At 63.4% G+C, this 22,027-nt stretch carries 23 protein-coding genes and 1 tRNA gene; 20 read left to right on the forward strand and 4 right to left on the reverse strand.

Annotated elements, in window-relative coordinates:
- Window positions 1-8: 8 nt before the first annotated feature.
- Window positions 9-1,277 (reverse strand): peptidase T, encoded by a 1,269-nt coding sequence (gene pepT, locus KMZ29_RS13435; protein ID WP_369810107.1) that lies wholly within the window; start codon window positions 1,275-1,277, stop codon window positions 9-11.
- A gap of 105 nt (window positions 1,278-1,382) precedes the next feature.
- On the reverse strand, window positions 1,383-1,682 hold the full coding sequence (locus tag KMZ29_RS13440; protein WP_215606472.1) for an HU family DNA-binding protein: 300 nt from the start codon (window positions 1,680-1,682) through the stop codon (window positions 1,383-1,385).
- A 213-nt stretch (window positions 1,683-1,895) separates the two neighbouring features.
- Here KMZ29_RS13440 and KMZ29_RS13445 point away from each other — a divergent pair.
- Both KMZ29_RS13445 and KMZ29_RS13450 read left to right on the forward strand, forming a co-directional pair.
- A tRNA-Asp gene (locus KMZ29_RS13445) sits at window positions 1,896-1,972 on the forward strand.
- Window positions 1,973-2,097: 125 nt separating this feature from the next.
- On the forward strand, window positions 2,098-2,397 hold the full coding sequence (locus KMZ29_RS13450; protein WP_215624071.1) for a hypothetical protein: 300 nt from the start codon (window positions 2,098-2,100) through the stop codon (window positions 2,395-2,397).
- A 9-nt stretch (window positions 2,398-2,406) separates the two neighbouring features.
- Here the strand turns inward: KMZ29_RS13450 and KMZ29_RS13455 are convergent, their stop codons facing one another.
- Complete coding sequence (locus KMZ29_RS13455) at window positions 2,407-3,057, reverse strand: hypothetical protein (protein ID WP_215624072.1); 651 nt, start codon at window positions 3,055-3,057, stop codon at window positions 2,407-2,409.
- 281 nt (window positions 3,058-3,338) lie between these two features.
- On the reverse strand, window positions 3,339-3,536 hold the full coding sequence (locus KMZ29_RS13460; RefSeq protein ID WP_215606474.1) for a hypothetical protein: 198 nt from the start codon (window positions 3,534-3,536) through the stop codon (window positions 3,339-3,341).
- Window positions 3,537-3,963: 427 nt separating this feature from the next.
- On the opposite strand from KMZ29_RS13460, the gene KMZ29_RS13465 reads away from it, so the two are divergent.
- Genes KMZ29_RS13465 through KMZ29_RS13550 form a run of 18 tightly spaced genes read left to right on the forward strand, consistent with a single transcriptional unit; the run spans window position 3,964 to window position 22,007 of the window.
- Window positions 3,964-4,329, forward strand: coding sequence for an NADH-quinone oxidoreductase subunit A (locus KMZ29_RS13465; protein ID WP_215606475.1), 366 nt, complete (start codon window positions 3,964-3,966; stop codon window positions 4,327-4,329).
- Window positions 4,320-4,916, forward strand: a complete 597-nt coding sequence (locus KMZ29_RS13470; RefSeq protein WP_215606476.1) for a NuoB/complex I 20 kDa subunit family protein — start codon at window positions 4,320-4,322, stop codon at window positions 4,914-4,916. The genes KMZ29_RS13465 and KMZ29_RS13470 overlap by 10 nt, the downstream gene beginning before the upstream one ends.
- Before the next feature lie 10 nt (window positions 4,917-4,926).
- Complete coding sequence (locus KMZ29_RS13475; protein WP_215619749.1) at window positions 4,927-5,541, forward strand: NADH-quinone oxidoreductase subunit C; 615 nt, start codon at window positions 4,927-4,929, stop codon at window positions 5,539-5,541.
- 2 nt (window positions 5,542-5,543) lie between these two features.
- Window positions 5,544-6,740, forward strand: a complete 1,197-nt coding sequence (locus KMZ29_RS13480) for an NADH-quinone oxidoreductase subunit D (protein ID WP_215619750.1) — start codon at window positions 5,544-5,546, stop codon at window positions 6,738-6,740.
- Window positions 6,740-7,696, forward strand: coding sequence for an FkbM family methyltransferase (locus KMZ29_RS13485; RefSeq protein WP_215619751.1), 957 nt, complete (start codon window positions 6,740-6,742; stop codon window positions 7,694-7,696). Before KMZ29_RS13480 ends, KMZ29_RS13485 begins: the two co-directional genes overlap by 1 nt.
- A gap of 14 nt (window positions 7,697-7,710) precedes the next feature.
- Window positions 7,711-8,322 (forward strand): NADH-quinone oxidoreductase subunit NuoE, encoded by a 612-nt coding sequence (gene nuoE / locus KMZ29_RS13490; RefSeq protein ID WP_215612067.1) that lies wholly within the window; start codon window positions 7,711-7,713, stop codon window positions 8,320-8,322.
- Window positions 8,319-8,534: a hypothetical protein gene (locus KMZ29_RS13495; protein WP_215606881.1), complete on the forward strand. Its 216-nt coding sequence runs from the start codon at window positions 8,319-8,321 to the stop codon at window positions 8,532-8,534. The genes nuoE and KMZ29_RS13495 overlap by 4 nt, the downstream gene beginning before the upstream one ends.
- A gap of 20 nt (window positions 8,535-8,554) precedes the next feature.
- Window positions 8,555-9,880 (forward strand): NADH-quinone oxidoreductase subunit NuoF, encoded by a 1,326-nt coding sequence (gene nuoF, locus KMZ29_RS13500; protein WP_215606481.1) that lies wholly within the window; start codon window positions 8,555-8,557, stop codon window positions 9,878-9,880.
- An 11-nt stretch (window positions 9,881-9,891) separates the two neighbouring features.
- Window positions 9,892-11,967: an NADH-quinone oxidoreductase subunit NuoG gene (gene nuoG, locus KMZ29_RS13505; RefSeq protein ID WP_215624255.1), complete on the forward strand. Its 2,076-nt coding sequence runs from the start codon at window positions 9,892-9,894 to the stop codon at window positions 11,965-11,967.
- A 4-nt stretch (window positions 11,968-11,971) separates the two neighbouring features.
- On the forward strand, window positions 11,972-13,042 hold the full coding sequence (gene nuoH, locus KMZ29_RS13510) for an NADH-quinone oxidoreductase subunit NuoH (protein WP_215619752.1): 1,071 nt from the start codon (window positions 11,972-11,974) through the stop codon (window positions 13,040-13,042).
- A gap of 7 nt (window positions 13,043-13,049) precedes the next feature.
- Window positions 13,050-13,544, forward strand: a complete 495-nt coding sequence (gene nuoI / locus KMZ29_RS13515) for an NADH-quinone oxidoreductase subunit NuoI (RefSeq protein ID WP_215606483.1) — start codon at window positions 13,050-13,052, stop codon at window positions 13,542-13,544.
- Window positions 13,545-13,553: 9 nt separating this feature from the next.
- Entirely contained in the window at window positions 13,554-14,192 is a 639-nt protein-coding gene (locus KMZ29_RS13520) for an NADH-quinone oxidoreductase subunit J (protein WP_215619753.1), read from the forward strand.
- Window positions 14,189-14,497, forward strand: coding sequence for an NADH-quinone oxidoreductase subunit NuoK (gene nuoK, locus KMZ29_RS13525; RefSeq protein WP_171581897.1), 309 nt, complete (start codon window positions 14,189-14,191; stop codon window positions 14,495-14,497). Before KMZ29_RS13520 ends, nuoK begins: the two co-directional genes overlap by 4 nt.
- 8 nt (window positions 14,498-14,505) lie before the next feature.
- A complete protein-coding gene (gene nuoL / locus KMZ29_RS13530; RefSeq protein WP_215619754.1) occupies window positions 14,506-16,569 on the forward strand; it encodes an NADH-quinone oxidoreductase subunit L in 2,064 nt (687 codons plus the stop codon).
- Window positions 16,569-18,077, forward strand: a complete 1,509-nt coding sequence (locus KMZ29_RS13535) for an NADH-quinone oxidoreductase subunit M (RefSeq protein ID WP_215619755.1) — start codon at window positions 16,569-16,571, stop codon at window positions 18,075-18,077. The genes nuoL and KMZ29_RS13535 overlap by 1 nt, the downstream gene beginning before the upstream one ends.
- A 10-nt stretch (window positions 18,078-18,087) precedes the next feature.
- A complete protein-coding gene (gene nuoN / locus KMZ29_RS13540; RefSeq protein WP_215619756.1) occupies window positions 18,088-19,524 on the forward strand; it encodes an NADH-quinone oxidoreductase subunit NuoN in 1,437 nt (478 codons plus the stop codon).
- Window positions 19,525-20,337, forward strand: coding sequence for a biotin--[acetyl-CoA-carboxylase] ligase (locus tag KMZ29_RS13545; RefSeq protein WP_215619757.1), 813 nt, complete (start codon window positions 19,525-19,527; stop codon window positions 20,335-20,337).
- On the forward strand, window positions 20,337-22,007 hold the full coding sequence (locus KMZ29_RS13550) for a ribonuclease J (RefSeq protein WP_215619758.1): 1,671 nt from the start codon (window positions 20,337-20,339) through the stop codon (window positions 22,005-22,007). The genes KMZ29_RS13545 and KMZ29_RS13550 overlap by 1 nt, the downstream gene beginning before the upstream one ends.
- Window positions 22,008-22,027 lie beyond the last annotated feature (20 nt).

Below are 22,027 nucleotides of genomic sequence, written 5' to 3' on the forward strand. Positions count from 1 at the left end.
CGAACGCGTCAGGCCCGCTCTTCCCAGATCATCGCGAGATGCACGATGGTCTGCATGGCTTTTTCCATGTCCTGCACGCTGACCCATTCCAGCCGCGAATGAAACGCGTGCTCGCCGGCGAAAATGTTGGGGCAGGGCAGTCCCATGAACGACAGCCGCGAGCCGTCGGTGCCGCCGCGGATGGATGTCTTCACCGGCGTGAGCCCGGTGCGGCGGATCGCTTCCATCGCATTGTCGATGATTTCAGGGTGGCGATCGATCACCTGCTTCATGTTGCGATACTGCTGCTTGACCTCGAGCCGGTAGGTCGAGCGCGGAAAGCCCTTCATCACGTCCTTGACGATGCCTTCCAGCAGGGCTTCCTTCTCTTTCAGGCCGGCCTCAGTGAAGTCGCGCACGATGAAGCCGATCGTGGCTTGCTCTAAAGCGCCTGAAATGCTGATCGGATGCAGAAAGCCTTGCTTGCCTTCGGTGGTTTCGGGCGAACAGGTGGTCTTGGGCAGGCGCTCGACGATGCCGGCTGCGATCTTGATCGCGTGCTCCATCTTGCCCTTGGCAAAGCCCGGATGGGTGCTGACGCCCTCGATGGTGATGGTGGCGCTGTCGGCGGAAAAGGTTTCGTCCTCGATATTTCCCGCGGTTTCACCGTCGATGGTATAGGCAAAATCGGCGCCGAGCTTTTTCAGGTCGGCCTTGTCGACGCCGCGGCCGATCTCTTCGTCGGGTGTGAACAGGATTTTGATGGCGCCGTGCTTGATCTGGGGATTGTGGATCAAAAAATGCGCCGCATCCATGATTTCGGCGAGGCCGGCCTTGTTGTCGGCGCCTAACAGGGTCGTGCCGTCAGTGGTGATGATGTCGTTGCCGATCTGATCCCTCAGCGCGGGATGATCGGCGGCGCGGATCACCTGCGTGGGGTCGGCGGGCAGCACGATGTCGCCGCCGCGGTAGTTCCGCATGATCTGCGGCTTGACGTCCTTGCCGGTGCAATCGGGCGAGGTGTCCATGTGCGAGCAGAAGCAGATTACCGGAACCTGCTTGTCGGTATTCGCCGGGATCGTCGCATAGACGTAACCGTGTTCGTCGAGATGGGCGTCGCGCAGCCCCATCGCCTGCAACTCGCTTGCCAGCAGGCGGCCCAGGTCTTTCTGCTTTTCGGTGGAAGGGCAACTGGGGGAGGCCGGGTCCGACTGGGTGTCGATGACGACGTAGCGCAGAAAGCGCTCGGTCACGGTGTGCGTGAATCCCAACGGCGAAGCTACAGAGGGCGAAACCACAATCAAAACCGCCGACAGGGAGGGGAAGGCTGAACCCGGAACCAAGCGTCATTCCGGGGGCCGCTACGCCGGAATGACGCCAAGTCGGGACGGAAACGCGTCTTATCAGACGGCTTCCTTGAGTTCCTTGGCCGCGCGGAAGGCGACCTTCTTGCTGGCCTTGATGTGGATGGCTTCGCCGGTGGCGGGATTGCGGCCCATACGGGCGGCGCGCTTGCGCACCTGCAGGATGCCGAGACCGACGATACGGATGCGTTCGCCCTTTTTCAGGTGCTTGGTGATCCGGGTGACCAGGTCGTTCAGGATCGATTCGGCCTGCTTCTTGGACAATTCCTGCTCCTCGGCGATCGCCGCCGCCAGATGCTTGAGCGTCACGGTGGTCGGGGTCGCTGCTTTCTTCGCCATGTTTGGCCCTCCTCGTTGTTGATGGCTTACGGAAAGTAAGGCGTATCAGGCCTTAAATGATTCGGGGGCTGAATGACTACGCTGTTTTGCCTGTAAACAGGCCATTATTTGCATCGACGTCCCAAAAATGCCCGAGTGACAGGGGGATTCGCAACAACCTTGACTTGGATTGGTCCCGCCTTTAAGTCCCACCTCGCGCGGTTTCGAAATCACGCGGGAGTAGCTCAGTTGGTTAGAGCGCCGGCCTGTCACGCCGGAGGTCGCGGGTTCGAGCCCCGTCTCTCGCGCCATTGAATCAATGGCTTAGCCCCGGACAACGAGTTTCCCTTCGGTCCGCCGGTCGCGACGATCCCTTTCCCGGCGGTTCTCCTGCAGGCTCTCGAATTCGGCTCGTCTTTGGCGGGGCAGGCAGGTCATGAAATATTTTCCGGATGAGCCGGCCAGCGGCATCTGGGCGAGATACGCGGTTGCCGCGCTCCCGCCCGTCTATCTTGCGGTGGCTCTGCTCTATTCAGCCTGGTCCGCGCCGTGGGGACGGCAGGTCGACCCGGAATCCGCCTATGCGATGAACGGTCTCGCTTGGGCGGCTGGCTATCCCATGATCAAGAACGATCATCCCGGGACGACCACGATCCTGCTGATCGGGTTGATCGTCAAACTGTGGACGTTCCTTGCCGGCCGTTCGGATGTCATCGAATTCGGGCTGAAGAACTAACGCGATCATCTACGTCTCACGTGCGGCCGAGGCATTGATCCTGTCCGGCGCGCTGCTGGCATCGGGCATCATCGTCAGGAACGCGACGCGGAGCGCGCCGGCGGCCTTGCTGTTCCAGGTAGCGCCGTTCGTGCATTTCGAGGCCATGCATTTCGAGATATTGCTGATTCCCGAAAGCCTGATGGTTTCCTCGGCGATTTTCGGGATGGCGCTGGTGCTCAAGGCGGCGCTCGACGAAACGCCGCCGAGCGTCCGCCTCGGCGTCGCCCAGGCTGGCTTGTCAATTTGGCGACCCACAAAGGTGTCTACGGCGAAGGCGAAGCAGGCTTCATCGACTTCAACGTTTTCTGGCCGAACATGGCTCAAATCATTTCGTCCGGACCGCTGGTGTTCGCCGTGTTCGTGACCGGCGCACTGGTCGCGCTGGCGCGGCGTTCTGGTCCTGACCTTGATCGAGGTCAGAAGGTTTATCCCCAGCCTTTCGCCGTCTGTGACGTTCGGCGCTGCCGCTTTGGTTTGCGTCGGATTGGTCGCGACGGCGTTGCTTGAGGTCAGGAGCCAAGCGCTCAGATGGCGCGCCCTCAACGATATCGGGGCAAGGCTGTCGAAGGCCGTGGTGGCGGCCGGTCCGTTATGCGCCAACGTCTCCGGCATGTTCATGCGGCATGTTCATGCGGGCGCCTGAGAATGAACTGAACCACGGCGCTGGCCACCCCGCGGATGGAACACAGGTTTTCCGAAGCCTACCTCCGCGTTTTCGATGTGCCTCTGCTGGAGCTATGCCAAGCTGGCCGCGGAATATCCCTGCATCGTGGTGCGGACCTCCGAGAAGCTCAACGCAAAGACGTCAGCTGGATTGATGGAATTGAAGCCGTGGCCGAAATGCAAAAGGCCGCCCAAAGGGCGGCCAGCTGCCAAATCGTTGGATATTCGGTCTTGTCCTAGCGGACCAGCGAGGTGTTGGAGCTCGTCACTGTCATCAGCTTGCCGGCCTTAACGACGTGAGCAGTCTGGGTGTAATCCGACGAGCTGGTGCGAGCTGAGATCCCGAAGGCTGCCACCGCGATGCCGGCCACGAGGGCGACAACCACGATCTTCAGGTGGGTGGAGCGGTCCGCCGAGTGAATTGAATGGTTCATCTGAGCCTCCTGGCGACGTCTGCCGCCTCGCCGTTGGCTGCAGAAGTACGCCGGCACTGTTTCAGGATCGTTTCGTGGGTTCCCAAAAATGGTTTCGTGGGTATTTCCGGGTCATTTCGGGTTCCGGCCGGTCCGGTCTGCCCCCGGAAGGTTAGGTTGCCCGCTGGATATCGTCGCGGATGGAGCGTGCCGCCCACACGAACAACAGGGCGCCCAGCGTGGTCGTGACCGTGCTCAAGTTGGCGTCGATCGGCCGCAATTATCCCTCGATGGATCCGGCATTCCCGAGTTATCCCGCCGCATCTGGGGCCGGACGGAGCCTCGAAAATAGCTTGTCTTGCGCCCCTTGTTGCGCTGCGCTAAGGCTCAGAACAATTCCAATAACGAATCTGCGGTCCCCAGAAACCGCGGAATAAAGGCACCGCCGATGACCGGCATTCTGCAGAATTACCTTCCCCTTGTGGTGTTTATCGGGGTCGCGGCCCTGATCGGTTTGGCGCTGCTGATCGCTCCCTTCCTTCTGGCCTTCCAGCAGCCCGACCCGGAAAAGCTGTCCGCCTATGAATGCGGATTCAACGCTTTTGACGATGCCCGCATGAAGTTCGACGTCCGGTTCTATCTGGTGGCGATCCTCTTCATCATCTTCGACCTCGAAGTGGCATTCCTGTTCCCCTGGGCGGTGGCGTTCGGGAAACTTGGGGCCACCGGTTTCTGGTCCATGGTGGTTTTCCTCGCCGTCCTCACCGTCGGCTTTGCCTATGAATGGAAGAAAGGCGCGCTCGAATGGGATTGAGCCCCACCGCCGCAACGCCGGGATTTGCACCAGCGGTAGCACCTGCCGCCACAGGCATCCTCGACCCGCGCACCGGCCGGCCGGTCGGCGCCAACGACCCGTATTTTCTCGAGGTCAATCACGAACTGTCCGACAAGGGCTTCTTCGTCACCGCCACCGATGACCTGATCACCTGGGCGCGTACGGGATCGCTGATGTGGATGACGTTCGGTCTCGCATGCTGCGCGGTCGAGATGATGCAGATGTCGATGCCGCGCTACGATGCCGAACGGTTCGGCTTTGCGCCGCGCGCATCGCCGCGGCAGTCCGATGTGATGATCGTCGCCGGCACCCTGACCAACAAGATGGCCCCGGCGCTACGCAAGGTCTACGACCAGATGCCGGAGCCGCGCTACGTCATCTCGATGGGATCGTGCGCTAATGGCGGCGGCTACTATCACTATTCCTATTCGGTGGTGCGCGGCTGCGACCGCATCGTGCCCATCGACATCTACGTGCCCGGCTGCCCGCCGACGGCGGAAGCGCTGCTTTACGGCGTGATGCTGCTGCAGAAGAAGATCCGGCGCACCGGAACCATCGAACGCTAAGGGTTTGGGTATGGACGACGGCAGGCTCGACGCCCTGGGGCAGACGATCGTTGGCGCACTTGCGGGCGCCGCGATCGACCACAAGGTCGCGTTCAATCAGCTTACGGTGACGGTGCAGGCCGGCAAGATCGTCGATGTCGTCAAGTTCCTGCGCGACGATCCCGGTTGCCGCTTCGTCAGCCTGATCGACGTCACCGCGGTAGACTATCCCGGCCGCGAAAAGCGCTTCGACGTGATCTATCACTTCCTGTCCCCGACGCTGAACGAGCGCATCCGCCTGCGCGCGGAAGCCGATGAGGCCACCCAGGTGCCTTCGATCATCGAGGAGTTCCCTGGCGCCGACTGGTTCGAGCGCGAGACCTACGATCTCTACGGCGTGATCTTCACCGGCCATCCGGACATGCGGCGGCTGTTGACCGACTACGGCTTCGACGGCCATCCGCTGCGCAAGGATTTCCCGCTCACCGGCTTTGTCGAGGTGCGCTACGACGACCAGGAGAAGCGGGTGGTCTACGAACCCGTCCGCCTCAACCAGGAATTCCGCAAATTCGATTTCCTCTCGCCGTGGGAAGGCGCGGACTATCCCGTCCTGCCGGGCGATGAGAAGGCGGGGCCGAAGGTCTGACCATGAACGAGCAAAGCCAAAATCTTCGCAACTTCACGATTAACTTCGGGCCGCAGCATCCGGCGGCGCACGGCGTGCTGCGTCTGGTGCTCGAGCTCGACGGTGAAGTGATCGCCCGCGTCGATCCGCATATTGGGCTGTTGCATCGCGGCACCGAAAAGCTGATCGAGCACAAGACCTATCTGCAGGCGATCCCGTATTTCGACCGGCTCGATTATGTCGCGCCGATGAACCAGGAGCACGCGTTCTGCCTCGCGGCGGAGAAGCTGCTCGGCATATCGGTGCCGCGCCGCGGACAGCTGATCCGGGTGCTGTACTGCGAGATCGGCCGCATCCTGTCGCATCTGCTCAACGTCACCACGCAGGCGATGGACGTCGGCGCGCTGACCCCGCCGCTGTGGGGCTTCGAAGAGCGCGAAAAGCTGATGGTATTCTACGAGCGCGCCTCCGGCAGCCGCATGCATGCGGCCTATTTCCGCATCGGCGGCGTGCACCAGGACCTGCCGCCGAAACTGATCGACGATATCGATGCCTGGTGCGATCCGTTCCTGCAGGTGGTCGCCGATCTCGAGACGCTGCTCACCGGCAACCGCATCTTCAAGCAGCGCAACGTCGACATCGGCGTGGTGACGCTGAAGCAGGCCTGGGAATGGGGTTTTTCGGGCGTGATGGTGCGCGGCTCCGGCGCGGCCTGGGATCTGCGCAAGGCGCAGCCCTATGAGTGCTACGCCGAGATGGATTTCGATATTCCGATCGGCAAGAACGGCGATTGCTACGACCGCTACTGCATCCGCATGGAAGAGATGCGCCAGTCGGTGCGCATCATGAAGCAGTGCATCGCCAAGCTGCGCGCTCCGGACGGGCAGGGGCCGGTTGTGGTCGAGGACAACAAGATCGCGCCGCCGCGCCGCGGCGAGATGAAGCGCTCGATGGAAGCGCTGATCCATCACTTCAAGCTCTACACCGAAGGCTTCCACGTGCCGGCCGGCGAGGTCTATGCCGCGGTCGAGGCGCCGAAGGGCGAGTTCGGCGTCTATCTGGTCGCCGACGGCGGCAACAAGCCCTACAAATGCAAGATCCGCGCGCCGGGCTTTGCCCATCTGCAGGCGATGGATTTCATCTGCAAGGGCCATCTCTTGGCCGACGTCTCCGCCATCCTCGGCTCGCTCGATATCGTGTTCGGAGAGGTCGATCGGTGATGGCGATGCCGCCCATCCAGTTTGACCGGGCTACCGGCGTGCTCCAGGGCGCAAATGCGTGGGAGCGTCTGGCTGCGGTTGCCCTGTCGACGGGTTCGAAGGTGGCGTCGTCGTTTTCGCATCGCGGCTACAACATGTGCGCCAATCTCCTGCGCAGGACGCTGCCCGAGCGCGACATCGACATCAGGCTCAACGCGGACGCGACCTTCGCGTTTCCTTATGGCGACGGCTACTGGAGCAAGCTGCTCAACCGCTCGTTTTCCTATGAAAACGAACTCGAACTGCTGTTTCGCGATTCCGCTGATGTCGATTACACGCTGCTCGATTGCGGCGCCAATTACGGCTACTGGTCGGTGCTGGTCTCGAGCGCGCCCTACGGCTCGCACAAGGCGATCGCGATCGAGCCGTCGTCGCAGAATTTCGCCAAGCTCAAGCACAACGCCGAGATCAACGGCAATCGTTTCGAAGCGATGAAATGCGCGATCGGCGCGGCGCGGGGCACCGCGCGGCTGTCCGGCACCAAGCACGAGGCGCTCAGCATCGCCGGCGGAGCCTCTGACGGCGGCGAGGACGTGCCGGTGATCGCGCTCGACAACCTGCTCGACGACGGCAAGGTTGCCGCCGGCGGAAAATTCCTGATCAAGCTCGACGTCGAAGGCGTCGAGATCGAGGCCATCAAGGGCGGCATGCGGCTGTTGCAGGGCGACAGCGTGCTGCTGTGCGAGGAGCATGGCAACGATCCGCATCATACCGTGTCGCGCTACATCCTCGAACAGACGCCGCTCAAACTGATCGTCTACGATCCCCGCACAAGTCGCCTGGAAACGGTGACCGAGCTTTCGATCCTCGATCGCATCAAGGTTTCAACCCACGTTGGCTATAACGTGTTCGGCACCGCAAGCGCTTTCTGGCTGGACCGGATCAGCGCCCTGAACGCCAAGCGCCGCGCGCAATGAGAGACTGAGAGACCATGTCCGTCCGCCGCCTTGCACCGAAGGAACTTCAGCCCGCGAGCTTCACGTTTACAGCGGAGAACCTCGCTTGGGCGAAACAACAGATCGCCAAATATCCAGAAGGCCGGCAGGCCTCGGCCGTGATCGCGATCCTGTGGCGGGTCCAGGAACAGCATGAAGGATGGGTCTCGGAAGCGGCGATCCGCGCGGTCGCGGACCTGCTCGAAATGCCCTACATCCGCGTGCTCGAAGTCGCGACCTTCTACACCATGTTTCAGCTGCAGCCGGTCGGCAAGAAAGCCCATGTGCAGGTCTGTGGCACCACTCCGTGCCGGCTGCGCGGCGCCGGCGACATCATCGAGGTGTGCCAGAGCCGCATCCACCACGATCCCTTCCATCTGTCGAAGGACGGCAATTTCAGCTGGGAAGAGGTCGAGTGTCTCGGCGCCTGCGTCAACGCGCCGATGGTGCTGATCTGGAAGGACACCTACGAGGATCTGACCAAGGAGAGCTTCGGCAAGGTGCTGGACGGCTTTGCCTCCGGCAATCCGCCGAAGCCGGGACCGCAAATCGACCGGCAGTTCTCGGCGCCGGTGGGCGGACCGACCACGCTGAAGGAAACCACATGAAGCAGGACCGCGCATCACGGGCGGCCGGACAGGGGAGTGTCGGTACGATGAAGCACTGGCGCTATATCGCTCTGCATACGGTGGCGGCGGCCGCGTTCATTTTCCTGCTGCAGCGTTACGCGCTGAGCGCGACGCTTGAATCAAGCCTGCTTTGGGCGCTGACCTTCGGCGGATGCGCCGCGGGGCTCGCCTACATGCAGTCCAATCGCTGACCGAAGGGAAGCTTCTCGTCATGCTCGCTGACAAGGACCGCATCTTCAAGAACCTCTACGGCCTCCACGACTGGGGCCTCGAGGGTGCGCGCCGCCGCGGCGCCTGGGACGGCACCAAGGCGATCATCGACAAGGGCCGCGACTGGATCATCAACGAGATGAAGGCTTCGGGCCTGCGCGGTCGCGGCGGGGCGGGATTTCCGACGGGGCTGAAATGGTCGTTCATGCCGAAGGAATCGACCGACGGCCGGCCGAGCTATCTCGTGGTCAACGCCGACGAATCCGAGCCCGGCACCTGCAAGGACCGCGAGATCATGCGGCACGATCCGCATCTTTTGGTCGAGGGCTGCCTGCTCGCGAGCTTCGCGATGGGCGCGCACGCCTGCTACATCTATGTGCGCGGCGAATTCATCCGGGAGCGCGAGCATCTGCAGGCCGCGATCGATCAGGCCTATGAGGCCAAGCTGGTCGGCAAGGACAACGTCAACGGCTGGCCGTTCGACGTCTACGTCGCGCATGGCGCCGGCGCCTATATCTGCGGCGAAGAGACTGCGCTTTTGGAAAGTCTCGAAGGCAAGAAGGGCCAGCCCCGGCTGAAGCCGCCATTCCCGGCCAATGTCGGCCTCTACGGCTGCCCGACCACGGTCAACAACGTCGAGTCGATCGCGGTGGCGCCGGATATTCTCAGGCGCGGTGCGGCGTGGTTCGCCGCCATCGGCCGGCCCAACAATGTCGGCACCAAGCTGTTTTGTATTTCCGGCCATGTCGAGCGGCCCTGCAACGTCGAAGAGGCGATGGGGATCCCGTTCCGCGAACTGATCGAGCGCCATTGCGGCGGCATCCGCGGCGGCTGGGACAATCTGAAGGCCGTGATCCCCGGCGGCTCCTCGGTGCGCATGGTGCCGGCGGAGCAGATCATCGATACGCCGATGGACTTCGACAGTCTCGGCAAGCTGCGCTCCGGTCTCGGCACCGCCGCCGTGATCGTGATGGACAAGTCGACCGACCTGATCCGGGCGATCGCGCGGATCTCCTATTTCTACAAGCACGAGAGCTGTGGCCAGTGCACGCCGTGCCGCGAAGGCACGGGGTGGATGTGGCGGGTGCTGACGCGCATGGCCGAGGGCCGCGCCCACAAGCGCGAGATCGACATGCTGTTGGAAGTGACCAAGCAGGTCGAGGGCCACACCATCTGCGCGCTCGGCGACGCCGCGGCCTGGCCGATCCAGGGCCTGATCGCGCATTTCCGTCACGAGATCGAGGCGCGCATCGACGAATATTCGCACAAGGCGGACGTTGACGATGTCGGCGTGCGCGATCCCGCGCACATGGTCGCGGCGGAGTAGTTACGATGGCAATGACCAAACTCATCGTTGACGGCAAAGAGATCGAGGTTCCGGCGGAATACACGCTGCTGCAGGCGTGCGAAGCCGCCGGCGCGGAAATTCCGCGCTTTTGCTACCACGAGCGGCTGTCGATCGCCGGTAATTGCCGGATGTGCCTGGTCGAGGTGAAGGGCGGCCCGAAGCCGGTCGCAAGCTGCGCCTGGGGCGTCCGCGATTGCCGTCCCGGTCCCAAGGGCGAGCCGCCGGAAATCTCGACCCGCTCGCCGATGGTTAAGAAGGCGCGCGAAGGCGTCATGGAATTCCTGCTGATCAACCACCCGCTGGATTGCCCGATCTGTGATCAGGGCGGCGAGTGCGATCTGCAGGACCAGGCGATGGGCTACGGCGTCGACACCAGCCGCTTTGCCGAGAACAAGCGCGCGGTCGAGGACAAGTATCTCGGCGCGCTGGTCAAGACCTCGATGAACCGCTGCATCCAGTGCACGCGCTGCGTCCGTTTCTCCGCCGAAGTCTGCGGCGCGCCGGAGATGGGCGCGACCGGGCGCGGCGAGGATATGGAGATCACGACCTATCTGGAATCGGCGTTGACCTCGGAACTGCAGGGCAACCTCGTCGACATCTGCCCGGTCGGCGCGCTGACCTCGAAGCCCTATGCGTTCGCAGCGCGGCCCTGGGAGCTCGGCAAGACCCAGTCGATCGACGTGATGGACGGCGTCGGCTCGGCGATCCGGGTCGACACCCGTGGCCGCGAGGTGATGCGGATCCTGCCGCGTGTCAACGAGGCGGTGAACGAGGAGTGGATTTCCGACAAGACCCGGCACGTCGTCGATGGCCTGCGCACGCAGCGGCTCGACCGGCCCTATGTCAGGGAGAACGGCAAGCTGCGCGCGGCGTCATGGCAGGAAGCCTTCGCGGCGATTGCCGCCAAGGCCGGCCGCATCGACGGCAAGCGGATCGGCGCCATCGCGGGCGATCTGGCCGCGGTGGAAGAGATGTTCGCGCTGAAGGAGCTGCTGGCGAAATGTGGTTCCGCCAATCTCGCGGTCCAGGGCGGCGACGGCTTCGACGTCAAGGCTGGCCGCGCCTCCTACATCTTCAATCCGAGTATTGCCGGCATCGAGCAGGCCGACGCACTGCTGATCGTGGGCTCGAACCCGCGCAAGGAGGCGGCGCTTCTCAATGCACGCATCCGCAAGCGCTGGCGCACCGGCCAGCTCAAGGTCGGCGTGATCGGCGCCAAGGCCGATCTCACCTACACTTACGACTATCTCGGCGCGGGCACGGATTCGCTCGGCGAACTCGCCGCCGGCAAGCATGCCTTCTCGAGCGTGCTGAAGGACGCCAAGAACCCGATCGTACTGGTCGGCGCCGGCGTGGCAGCGCGGCATGATGGCGCGGCCGTCCTCGCAGCGGCCGCCAAGCTTGCGCTCGATGTCGGTGCGGTGAAGGACGGCTGGAACGGTTTTGGCGTTCTGCACGATACCGCCTCGCGCGTCGGCGCGCTCGATATCGGCTTTGCTGCGGGTACCGGCAGCCTCAGCGCGGCGCAGATGGCGACGTTCGGCACGCTCGACGTGTTGTTCCTGCTCGGCGCCGATGACGTCAAGGTGCCGGACGGTACCTTCGTGGTCTATATCGGCACCCATGGCGATCGCGGCGCGCACCGCGCCGACGTGATCCTGCCGGGGGCGGCCTATACCGAAAAATCCGGCATCTACGTCAACACCGAGGGCCGGGTGCAGATGGCCAACCGCGCGGCATTCCCGCCGGGGGAGGCGCGTGAGGATTGGGCGATCATCCGCGCGCTGTCGGACCTGCTGGCCAAGAAGCTGCCCTACGATTCGCTTGCCGCGCTGCGGCAGGCGATGTTCAAGGCGGTGCCGCACCTGATGCGCATCGACCAGATCGAGGCCGGCAAGGCTGATGATGTCAAGAAGCTCGCGGGCAGGGGCGGCAGCGTCGAGAAGGCGCCGTTCAAGATTACCGTTGAGGATTTTTACCTGACCAACCCGATCGCGCGTGCGTCGGCGGTCATGGCGGAATGTTCCCGCCTGGCCTCCGGTCAGATGCTGACGGCGGCGGAGTGAGCTGATGGCCGAATTTTTCGCAAGCGCGTTCTGGACCGGCTTCCTGTGGCCGCTGATCGTCATGCTCGCACAGAGCGTGCTGCTGCTCGTCGCACTCTTGATCGCGATCGCCTACATCCTGTTGGCCGACCGCAAGATCTGGGCGGCGGTGCAGATCCGGCGCGGACCCAACGTGGTCGGGCCCTGGGGCCTGTTACAGTCTTTCGCCGACCTCCTGAAGTTCGTGCTGAAGGAGCCGATCATCCCCTCCGGCGCCAACAAGGGCGTGTTCCTGCTGGCGCCGCTGGTGAGCTGCGTGCTGGCGCTGGCGGCCTGGGCGGTGATCCCGATGGATCTCGGCTGGGTGATCTCCGACATCAATGTCGGCGTGCTCTATATTTTCGCGATCTCGTCGCTGTCGATCTACGGCATCATCATGGCCGGCTGGTCGTCGAACTCGAAATACCCGTTTCTCGCAGCACTTCGCTCGGCGGCGCAGATGGTGAGCTACGAAGTCTCGATCGGCTTCGTCATCATCACGGTGCTGCTGTGCGCGGGCTCGCTCAATCTGTCGGCTGTGGTCGAGGCGCAGAATGCCCATGGGCTCGCCAGCCTGATCGGCCTGCCCAAGCTGACGTTCCTGAACTGGTACGTGTGGCCGCTGTTCCCGATGTTCGTGATCTTCTACGTCTCGGCGCTGGCGGAAACCAACCGCCCGCCGTTCGATCTGGTGGAAGCCGAATCCGAACTGGTCGCGGGCTTCATGGTCGAGTACGGCTCGACGCCGTATCTGTTGTTCATGCTCGGCGAATACGTCGCGATCACCACGATGTGCGCGATGGCCGCGATCCTGTTCCTGGGCGGCTGGCTGCCGCCGGTCGCGGTGGTGCCGTTCACCTGGGTACCCGGCGTGATCTGGTTCACGCTGAAGGTATTTTTCATGTTCTTCCTGTTTGCGATGGCGAAGGCGATCGTGCCGCGCTACCGCTACGACCAGTTGATGCGGCTCGGCTGGAAAGTGTTCCTGCCGTTGTCGCTGGCGATGGTGGTCGTCGTCGCCGGCGTGCTGCACTTCGCCGACATCGCGCCGAAATGAGGTCGCTATGAGTGTCAATGTAAACGCCACAGCCCGCTCGCTTCTGCTTTCCGAATTCGTGTCGGCGTTCTTTCTCGCCATGCGTTATTTCTTCCAGCCGAAGCCGACGCTGAATTATCCGTTCGAGAAGGGGCCGATCTCGCCGCGCTTCCGCGGCGAACACGCGCTGCGCCGCTATCCCAACGGCGAGGAACGCTGCATCGCCTGCAAGCTGTGCGAGGCGATCTGCCCGGCGCAGGCGATCACGATCGAGGCCGGCCCGCGCCGCAACGACGGCACCCGCCGCACCGTGCGCTACGACATCGACATGGTGAAATGCATCTATTGCGGGCTGTGCCAGGAGGCCTGTCCGGTCGATGCCATCGTCGAGGGACCGAATTTCGAATTCGCGACCGAAACGCGCGAGGAACTCTATTATGACAAGGCGAAACTGCTCGCCAATGGCGACCGCTGGGAGCGCGAGATTGCGAAATCAATCGAACTCGACGCGCCGTACCGGTGAGGTGAGGGCATGATCCTTCCAGCGCTGTTCTTCTATTTGTTCGCAGGCATCTGCGTCGCCTCGGCGGTGATGGTGATTGTGTCGCGCAATCCCGTGCACTCCGTGCTGTATCTGATCCTGGCCTTCGTCAACGCATCCGGGCTGTTCGTGTTGATGGGCGCCGAATTCCTGGCGATGATCCTGGTCGTGGTCTACGTCGGCGCAGTCGCGGTGCTGTTCCTGTTCGTGATCATGATGCTCGACGTCGACTTCACCGAACTGCGCGAGGGCTTCCTGGAATACCTGCCGATCGGCCTCGTGATCGGCGCGATCTTCCTCGCCGAACTGCTGCTGGTCGGCGGCGGCTGGGTCATCAGCCCCAATGTCGCCAAGTCGATTACGGCGGCGATCCCGGCCAACGTCAGCAACACTGAAGCCCTCGGGCTCGTGCTGTATACGAAGTACATCCACTACTTCCAGATCGCCGGCATGGTGCTATTGGTCGCGATGATCGGTGCCATCGTGCTGACGCTGCGCCACAAGGTCAGCGTCAAGCGGCAGGACATCAACGTACAGAACGCGCGGACGCCCGAGCTTGCGATGAGCGTGCGCAAGGTGGCCTCGGGCCAGGGCCTGCAGGACGCGGACGCGCCGGAGTGGGTGAAATGACGATCGGTCTCGGACATTACCTCGCGGTCGGCGCGATCCTGTTCACGCTCGGGATCCTCGGCATCTTTCTCAACCGCAAGAACATCATCGTCATCCTGATGTCGATCGAGCTGATCCTGCTCGCGGTCAACATCAACCTCGTGGCGTTCTCGACCTTCCTCGGCGACATCGTCGGGCAGGTGTTTGCATTGCTGGTGCTCACGGTGGCCGCGGCGGAAGCGGCGATCGGGCTCGCGGTGCTGGTGGTGTATTTCCGCAACCGTGGCTCGATCGCGGTTGAAGACGTCAATCTGATGAAGGGTTAACGCGCCAAATGATCCAGGCAATCGTCTTTCTGCCGCTGATCGGCGCGATTCTCGCGGGCCTGATCTCTATCTTCGGTGCGCATGCGCGCAACCCGAGCGGCGACACGGTCGAGCATCATGATGACGGGCACGGTCATGGCGCCGATGCGCATGCGACGCATGCCCATGACGACCACGGCCATGACGACCATCACGCGGCCGAACCGCCGGCGGCGGGCTCGCGGGCGGCCGAACTGATCACGACCGGCCTGCTGCTGGTCTCGGCCGGCCTGTCCTGGGTAGCCTTGGTCGACGTCGGCTTCATGCACCATGACGCGCGGATCGCGCTGTTCCCCTGGATCAATTCCGGCGACCTGCAGGTGGCGTGGTCACTGCGGGTCGATACGCTGACCGCCGTGATGCTGGTGGTGGTCAACACCGTGTCGTCGCTCGTGCATCTCTATTCCATCGGCTACATGGACGAGGATCCGTACCGGCCGAGATTCTTCGCTTACCTTTCGCTGTTCACCTTCGCGATGCTGATGCTGGTGACCGCGGACAACCTCGTGCAGATGTACTTCGGCTGGGAGGGCGTCGGTCTCGCCAGCTATCTCCTGATCGGATTCTGGTACCAGAAGCCGTCGGCGAACGCCGCCGCCATCAAGGCCTTCGTGGTCAACCGCGTCGGCGATTTCGGCTTCGCGCTCGGCATCTTCGCGATCTTCATGCTGGTCGGCTCGACCGACTTCGAGACCATCTTCGCCGGCGCGCCGGCGCTGACCGGCAAGACCATCAACTTCTTCGGCTGGCACGCCGACGCGCTGACGCTGACCTGCCTGCTGCTGTTCATGGGCGCAATGGGCAAGTCCGCCCAGTTCCTGCTGCACACCTGGCTGCCGGACGCCATGGAAGGCCCGACGCCGGTCTCGGCGCTGATCCACGCCGCGACCATGGTCACCGCCGGGGTCTTCATGGTGGCGCGGCTGTCGCCGTTGTTCGAACTCGCGCCCAACGCGCAGGCCGTCGTGATGTTCTTCGGCGCCACCACCGCGTTCTTCGCTGCCACCGTCGGCCTCGTGCAGAACGACATCAAGCGCATCGTGGCATATTCGACCTGTTCGCAGCTCGGCTACATGTTCGTGGCGATGGGGGCGGGGGCCTACTCCGTCGGCATGTTCCACCTGTTCACGCACGCCTTCTTCAAGGCGCTGCTGTTCTTAGGGTCAGGCTCGGTGATCTATGCAATGCACCACGAGCAGGACATCCGCAACATGGGTGGGTTGAAGGACCGGATTCCCTTCACCTACATCGTGATGGTGATCGGCACGCTGGCGCTGACCGGCTTCCCGCTCACCGCCGGCTACTTCTCCAAGGACGCGATCATCGAATCCGCTTATGTCGCGCACAATCCGTTCGCGTTCTACGGCTTCCTGATGACGGTGATCGCCGCGGGGCTGACCTCGTTCTATTCGTGGCGCCTGATCTTCAAGACCTTCCATGGCGAGCCGCACGATCAGGAGCACTACGAGGCCGCGCATGAGAGCCCGCTGTGGATGTTGGTCCCGATCGGCATTCTCGCCGCCGGATCCATCCTCGCTGGGTTCCCGTTCAAGGAATTGTTCGCAGGCCACGGCGTCGCGGAATTCTTCCGCGAGTCGGTGAAGATGCATCCGCACATCATCGACGAGATGCACCACATCCCGCAGGCCATCGCGTTCCTGCCGACGGTGATGATGGCGCTGGGATTCGTGGTGTCGTGGCTGTTCTATATCCGCCGGCCCTACCTCCCGGTCGAACTCGCCAGCCAGCATCAAGTGCTCTACCGGTTCCTGCTCAACAAATGGTATTTCGACGAACTCTACGATTTCATCTTCGTGGGCCCGGCGAAGTGGCTCGGCCGCTTCCTGTGGAAGAAGGGCGACGGCTACGTGATCGACGGCTTCGGCCCCGACGGCGTGTCGGCGCGGGTGCTCGATATCACCCGTAACGTGGTGAAAATTCAGACCGGCTATCTCTATCACTACGCCTTCGCGATGCTGATCGGGGTCGCAGGCCTGATCACCTGGTTCATGTTCGGCGCGGGAGCCCAGTGATGACAACCTGGCCCATTCTTTCCGTTGTCACCTTCCTGCCGGTGGTCGGCGCGGCACTGGTCTATCTGAGCCGCGGCGACGACGAAGCCGCGCGGCGCAATTCGCGCTGGATCGCGCTGTGGACCACGGTGATCACCTTTGCCGTGTCGCTGATCCTGATCTGGCGTTTCGATGCCGCCCAGCCGGATTTCCAGTTCGTCGAAAAGGCGCCGTGGCTCGCCAATACCATCACCTATCACATGGGCGTCGACGGCATTTCGCTGCCGTTCGTGATCCTGACCACCGCATTGATGCCGTTCTGCATCCTCGCGAGCTGGAAATCGGTCACCGTGCGGGTGCGCGAATACATGATGGCGTTCCTGCTGCTGGAGACGCTGATGGTCGGCACCTTCGCCGCGCTCGACCTCGTGCTGTTCTATTTGTTCTTCGAGGGCGGCCTGATCCCGATGTTCCTGATCATCGGGGTGTGGGGCGGACCGCGCCGGGTCTACGCCTCCTTCAAGTTCTTCCTCTACACGCTGCTCGGCTCGGTCTTGATGCTGCTGGCGATCATGGCCCTGTACTGGAACGCCGGTACCACGGACATTCCGACCCTGATGCACACCGCCGTGCCGCGCTCCCTGCAGACCTGGGCGTGGCTGGCGTTCTTCGCCTCCTTTGCGGTGAAGATGCCGATGTGGCCGGTCCATACCTGGCTGCCGGACGCGCATGTCGAGGCGCCGACCGCGGGGTCGGTGATCCTGGCCGCGATCCTCCTGAAGATGGGCGGCTACGGCTTCCTGCGCTTCTCGCTGCCGATGTTCCCGCTGGCGTCGCATGATTTCGCGCCGCTGATCTTCACGCTCTCGGTCATCGCCATCATCTACACCTCGCTGGTGGCCTTGATGCAGGAAGACATCAAGAAGCTGATTGCATACTCGTCGGTGGCCCATATGGGATTCGTCACCATGGGCATTTTCGCCGGCACCACCCAGGGCGTCGCCGGCGGCGTGTTCCAGATGGTGTCGCACGGCATCGTCTCGGGTGCGCTGTTCCTCTGCGTCGGCATCGTCTACGACCGAATGCACACGCGCGAGATCGCGGCCTATGGCGGTCTGGTCAATCGAATGCCGCTCTACGCGCTGGTATTCATGGTGTTCACCATGGCCAATGTGGGCTTGCCCGGCACCTCCGGTTTCGTCGGCGAGTTCATGACGCTGATCGGCACCTTCAAGGTCTCGATCCCGACCGCGACCGCGGCGACGTTCGGCGTCATCCTGTCGGCGACCTATGCGCTGTGGCTCTATCGCAAGGTGGTGTTCGGCGCGCTGACCAAGCCGTCGCTCGCCAGCATCAAGGATCTCACTTTCCGCGAGAGCCTGATTCTGATGCCGCTGGTGGCGCTCACGATCCTGTTCGGCGTCTATCCGAAGCCGGTGCTCGACATGTCGGCGTCGTCGGTGCAGCAACTCGTCAACAACTACAACACCGCAGTGACTGCCGTTAAGGCAGCCGCGCTGCTGCAGTAAGGCCCTAGACATGAGCTTCCAGAGTGCAGGATATCAACTGCTGCCCGTGCTGCCGGAGCTGGTGCTCGCGGTCGGCGCCATGGTGCTGCTGATGCTAGGTGCCTATCGCGGGCAGGAGACGACGCGGCTCGTCACCGGCCTTGCGGTCTGTCTGCTGGTCCTGACCGGCGTGCTGGAACTGATGCTACCGGCCGGCAAGCTCACGACGTTCGGCGGCAGCTTCATCGTCGACGACTTCGCCCGCTTCATGAAGATGCTGGTGCTGATCGGCTCGGCGGCGACGCTGATTCTCTCGGTGGAGTTTCTGGCCGACCCGTCGCGTCGTATCTTCGAATATTCGATCCTGGTGCTGCTCTCGACGCTCGGCATGATGGTGCTGGTCTCGGCCGGCGACCTGATCATGCTCTATCTCGGGCTCGAGCTGATGTCGCTCGCGCTCTACGTGGTCGCCGCCAGCAACCGCGACAACGCGAAATCGACCGAAGCCGGCCTGAAGTATTTCGTTCTCGGCGCGCTGTCGTCGGGCATGCTGTTGTACGGCGCATCGCTGATTTATGGCTTCACCGGTACGGTCGGCTTCGCCGGCATCGCGGCGGCGGCGAAGACCGGCAATGTCGGCCTGGTGTTCGGTCTGGTGTTCCTGCTCGCCGGGCTCTGCTTCAAGATCTCGGCGGTGCCTTTCCACATGTGGACGCCCGACGTCTATGAGGGCGCACCGACGCCAGTCACCGCGTTCTTCGCCTCGGCGCCGAAGGTCGCGGCGCTTGCCGTATTCACCCGCGTCACCCTGACGGCATTCCCGGGGATCGTCTCGCAATGGCAGCAGATCGTGGTGTTCGTGGCGATCGCCTCGATGGTGCTGGGGTCGTTCGCCGCCATCGGCCAGACCAACATCAAGCGACTGATGGCCTATTCGTCGATCGGCCACATGGGCTTCGCGCTGGTGGGGCTCGCCGCCGGCACCGTGGAAGGCGCACAAGGCGTGCTGGTCTACATCACGATCTATGTGGCGATGACGCTCGGCACCTTCGCCGTGATCCTGACCATGAAGCGCAACGGCCAGAACGTCGAGAGCATCAGCGACTTCGCCGGGCTGTCGCGCACCAATCCGCTGCTGGCGTTCTTTTTTGCGATGCTGCTGTTTTCGCTGGCCGGCGTCCCGCCGCTGGCGGGCTTCTTCGCCAAGTTTTACGTGTTCGTCGCGGCGATCAAGGCCGGGATGTTCACGCTGTCCGTGGTGGGTGTCCTCGCCAGCGTGGTGGGAGCCTACTACTATCTCCTGATCGTCAAGGTGATGTATTTCGACGAGCCGCTCGCTCAGGTCGATCCGATGCGGATGGAACTGCGCACGGTGCTGGCGGTGGCGGGCCTCTTCAACATCCTGTTCTTCGCCTATCCGGGACCGCTGGTCAGCGTCGCGACGTCAGCAGCGAAGTCATTATTCTAGATGACATTCAAGCTCGGTCCTCGAGCCATATCGGCGGGTTACCGGCTCGCGGCCTTCGACAAGACCGGCTCGACCAACGCGGAAGCGATGGCGCGGGCGCGCGATGGCGAGCGCGGGCCGATGTGGTTCGTGACGTCGGAGCAGACGGCCGGACGCGGGCGGCGGCATCGCCCCTGGGTGGCGCCGCGTGGTAACCTCGCCAGCAGCATTCTCGAAGTCATCGACGTATCGCCGGCCGTCGCGGCGACGCTCGGCTTTGCTGCGGGACTTGCACTGGAGGCGGCGCTACAAAGGGTAAGCGTCGAGGCGTCGCTGAGGTCAGCGGGATCGGACCATATGAAATACCAGCTGAAATGGCCCAATGACGTGCTGGCGGGACGGCAAAAGCTTGCCGGCATCCTGCTGGAAGCCGAGGCCGTGGCCGACAATCGCCTGGCCGTCGTGGTCGGCATCGGCACCAACGTCGTCGCCGCACCCGAGGGCACGCCGACGCCCGCGACCTCGCTGGCAGCGCTCGGGGTCCAGGTCGGCGCGGAGGAACTGTTCGCGGAGCTCTCGGACGCCTGGGCGGAGTTCCGCGGCATCTGGGACGACGGGCGCGGCTTCGGCGAGATCCGGCGGCTCTGGCTGGAGCGCGCGGCCGGGCTGGGACAGCCGGTCGCGGTGCAGGCGGGCGGCACGGCCGTCGAAGGGACCTTCGACAACATCGACGAGCAGGGTTGCCTGATCGTCCGCAAAGCGGACGGCACCCGGGTTCCGGTATCGGCGGGCGACGTCTATTTCGGCTCGGCGGCGTCGGCGGGGGCAGCCTGATGGCGCGGCCGGATGAACTGACCTTTGCGCCGCTCGGCGGCGTCGGCGAGATCGGCATGAACCTGTCGATCTACGGCCTCGGCAACCGCCACCAGCGGAGCTGGCTCGCGGTCGACCTTGGCGTATCCTTCGGCGACGAGGAGCATCTGCCGGGCATCGATCTCATCATGCCCGATATCCGCTTTCTGGAAAAAGAGCGGAAGAACCTCGTCGGCCTGGTGCTGACCCACGCGCATGAAGATCATTTCGGCGCCATCATCGACCTGTGGCCGAAGCTGAAGTGCCCGATCTACGCGACCCAGTTCAGCGCATCGCTGTTCGAGGCCAAGTGCAATTCCGAGCGCAACCCGCCGAAAATTCCGGTGACGGTGGTGCCGTCAGGCGGACGCATCGACCTCGGGCCGTTCAGCGTCGAGTTTATTCCTGTCGCGCATTCGATCCCGGAATCCCATGCGCTGGCCATCCACACCTCCGCCGGCACGGTGCTGCACACCGGCGACTGGAAGATCGATCCGACCCCGATCATCGGCAAGCCGACCGACGAGCGGCGGCTGCGCGAACTCGGCGACGCCGGCGTGCTGGCGCTGATCGGCGATTCCACCAACGCGGTGCGGGAAGGGCGCTCACCGTCGGAGGCCGAAGTCGCCAAGACCATTACCGAACTGGTAAAGAATGCCAAGGGCCGGGTCGCCGTGACCACCTTTGCGTCCAACGTCGCACGGCTACGCGCGGTGGCGGACGCCGCCAAGGCCGCCGGGCGCGAGGTGGTGGTGGTCGGCCGCGCCATGGAGCGCGTGGTGCAGGTGGCGCGCGAGACCGGTTTTCTCGATGGCGTGCAGAATTTCCGCGGCGCCGATCTCTACGGGCATTTTCCGCCGGACAAGGTGCTGGCGATCTGCACGGGAAGCCAGGGCGAGCCGCGTGCGGCGCTGTCGCGCATCGCCAATGACGATCATCCGCAGGTCACGCTGAACAAGGGCGACTGCGTGATCTTTTCTTCGCGCACCATTCCCGGCAACGAGAAGGCCGTGGGCGCCATCATCAACGGCCTGGTGACGCAGGGCATCGAGGTCATCACCGACCGCACCGATCTCGTCCACGTGTCCGGCCATCCGCGCCGCGACGAATTGCGCGACATGATTTCTTGGGTGCGTCCGCAACTCTTGATTCCCGTCCATGGCGAAGCGCTGCATCTGTCCGAGCACGCCAAGCTGGCGCGGGCCGCCGGCGTGCCCAAGGTCCTGATCTGCCGCGACGGCGATCTGGTCAGGCTCGGCCCCGGCGAGCCCGCCATCATCGAGGAATTGCCTTCGGGGCGGCTCTACAAGGACGGCTCGATCCTCGAGGAGTCCAAGTCGCGCGCGGTCGTCGAACGAAAAAAGCTGGCGTTTGCCGGCTGCGTTTTCGTGGCGGTCGCGGTGACCGAGAAGGGCGAGTTGGCCGACGATCCCGAGGTTGATCTCGTCGGAATCCCCGAGAAGAATACCGCCGGAGAGATCATCGACGAGATCGTGTTCGACACGGTGGTGTCGACGGTAGAGGGCCTGCCGCGGGCGCGGCGGCGCGATCCCGATGCGATGGCGGAGTCGGTGCGGCGGGCGGTGCGCGCCACGATCAACCAGCATTGGGGCAAGAAGCCCCTGTGCTACGTTCACGTTCTGACGGTGTAGGATTTGGCGCGTGTTCCGCA

This window comes from Bradyrhizobium sediminis, assembly GCF_018736085.1.
Classification (GTDB): Bacteria; Pseudomonadota; Alphaproteobacteria; order Rhizobiales; family Xanthobacteraceae; genus Bradyrhizobium; species Bradyrhizobium sediminis.

Coding starts and splice junctions, on each gene's coding strand:
- KMZ29_RS13440 (WP_215606472.1), bottom strand. CDS start 1,682: ATGGCGAAGAAAGCAGCGACCCCGACCACCGTGACGCTCAAGCATCTG.
- KMZ29_RS13450 (WP_215624071.1), top strand. CDS start 2,098: ATGAAATATTTTCCGGATGAGCCGGCCAGCGGCATCTGGGCGAGATAC.
- KMZ29_RS13455 (WP_215624072.1), bottom strand. CDS start 3,057: ATGAACATGCCGGAGACGTTGGCGCATAACGGACCGGCCGCCACCACG.
- KMZ29_RS13460 (WP_215606474.1), bottom strand. CDS start 3,536: ATGAACCATTCAATTCACTCGGCGGACCGCTCCACCCACCTGAAGATC.
- KMZ29_RS13465 (WP_215606475.1), top strand. CDS start 3,964: ATGACCGGCATTCTGCAGAATTACCTTCCCCTTGTGGTGTTTATCGGG.
- KMZ29_RS13470 (WP_215606476.1), top strand. CDS start 4,320: ATGGGATTGAGCCCCACCGCCGCAACGCCGGGATTTGCACCAGCGGTA.
- KMZ29_RS13475 (WP_215619749.1), top strand. CDS start 4,927: ATGGACGACGGCAGGCTCGACGCCCTGGGGCAGACGATCGTTGGCGCA.
- KMZ29_RS13480 (WP_215619750.1), top strand. CDS start 5,544: ATGAACGAGCAAAGCCAAAATCTTCGCAACTTCACGATTAACTTCGGG.
- KMZ29_RS13485 (WP_215619751.1), top strand. CDS start 6,740: ATGGCGATGCCGCCCATCCAGTTTGACCGGGCTACCGGCGTGCTCCAG.
- nuoE (WP_215612067.1), top strand. CDS start 7,711: ATGTCCGTCCGCCGCCTTGCACCGAAGGAACTTCAGCCCGCGAGCTTC.
- KMZ29_RS13495 (WP_215606881.1), top strand. CDS start 8,319: ATGAAGCAGGACCGCGCATCACGGGCGGCCGGACAGGGGAGTGTCGGT.
- nuoF (WP_215606481.1), top strand. CDS start 8,555: ATGCTCGCTGACAAGGACCGCATCTTCAAGAACCTCTACGGCCTCCAC.
- nuoG (WP_215624255.1), top strand. CDS start 9,892: ATGACCAAACTCATCGTTGACGGCAAAGAGATCGAGGTTCCGGCGGAA.
- nuoH (WP_215619752.1), top strand. CDS start 11,972: ATGGCCGAATTTTTCGCAAGCGCGTTCTGGACCGGCTTCCTGTGGCCG.
- nuoI (WP_215606483.1), top strand. CDS start 13,050: ATGAGTGTCAATGTAAACGCCACAGCCCGCTCGCTTCTGCTTTCCGAA.
- KMZ29_RS13520 (WP_215619753.1), top strand. CDS start 13,554: ATGATCCTTCCAGCGCTGTTCTTCTATTTGTTCGCAGGCATCTGCGTC.
- nuoK (WP_171581897.1), top strand. CDS start 14,189: ATGACGATCGGTCTCGGACATTACCTCGCGGTCGGCGCGATCCTGTTC.
- nuoL (WP_215619754.1), top strand. CDS start 14,506: ATGATCCAGGCAATCGTCTTTCTGCCGCTGATCGGCGCGATTCTCGCG.
- KMZ29_RS13535 (WP_215619755.1), top strand. CDS start 16,569: ATGACAACCTGGCCCATTCTTTCCGTTGTCACCTTCCTGCCGGTGGTC.
- nuoN (WP_215619756.1), top strand. CDS start 18,088: ATGAGCTTCCAGAGTGCAGGATATCAACTGCTGCCCGTGCTGCCGGAG.
- KMZ29_RS13545 (WP_215619757.1), top strand. CDS start 19,525: ATGACATTCAAGCTCGGTCCTCGAGCCATATCGGCGGGTTACCGGCTC.
- KMZ29_RS13550 (WP_215619758.1), top strand. CDS start 20,337: ATGGCGCGGCCGGATGAACTGACCTTTGCGCCGCTCGGCGGCGTCGGC.